An 849-nucleotide genomic window follows, 5' to 3' on the forward strand; every position below is an offset into this window, starting at 1 on the left:
TTCAGATGTATTGCCAACTTTATCTTTAGAAGTAACTTTGATATCTTCTCCACCTTCTAAATCTACATTTGATGGAATTTCAACTGTATAGTTACCTTCACTGTCTGCTGTTCCTGTTGCCGTTGTTCCATCTGGGAACGTTACGGTAACTGTTGAGCCTGGTTCTGCCGTTCCACTTACTGTTGTAGCTTCACTTGTCACTTCTTTCACCGTCGGTGCTGATGGTGCTGTTGTGTCTACTACTGTTGTCGTTGCTTCTGTTGACGTGTTGTCATCTTTGTCTGTCGCTACAACTTTGATTGGCTCTCCACCTTCTAAATCTATATCAGATGGAATTTCAACTGTATAGTTACCTTCACTGTCTGCTGTTCCTGTTGACGTTGTTCCATCTGGGAACGTTACTGTGACCGTTGAGCCTGGTTCTGCCGTGCCACTTACTGTTGTAGCTTCACTTGTTACTTCTTTCACCGTCGGTGCTGATGGTGCCGTCGTATCTACTACTGTTGTCGTTGCTTCTGTTGATGTGTTGTTATCTTTGTCTGTCGCTACAACTTTGATTGGCTCTCCACCTTCTAAATCTATATCAGATGGAATATCAACTGTGTAGTTACCTTGATCATCAGTTGTACCTGTTGCCGTTGTGCCATCTGGGAACGTTACTGTGACCGTTGAGCCTGGTTCTGCTGTGCCACTTACCGTTGTAGCTTCACTTGTTACTTCTTTCACCGTTGGTGCTGATGGTGCCGTCGTATCTACTACTGTTGTCATTGTCTCTTCAGATGTATTGCCAACTTTATCTTTAGAAGTAACTTTGATATCTTCTCCACCTTCTAAATCTACATTTGATGG

The 849-nt window shown here is 43.2% G+C and carries 1 protein-coding gene; it reads right to left on the minus strand.

All coding sequences use genetic code 11. The features are described 5' to 3' along the window. Positions 1 to 849, minus strand: an 849-nt coding sequence (locus CD150_RS11785) for an Ig-like domain-containing protein (protein ID WP_240621234.1), incomplete at both ends; no start/stop codon positions are given.

Source organism: Staphylococcus ureilyticus (genome assembly GCF_002902235.1).
GTDB classification, from domain to species: domain Bacteria; phylum Bacillota; class Bacilli; order Staphylococcales; family Staphylococcaceae; genus Staphylococcus; species Staphylococcus ureilyticus.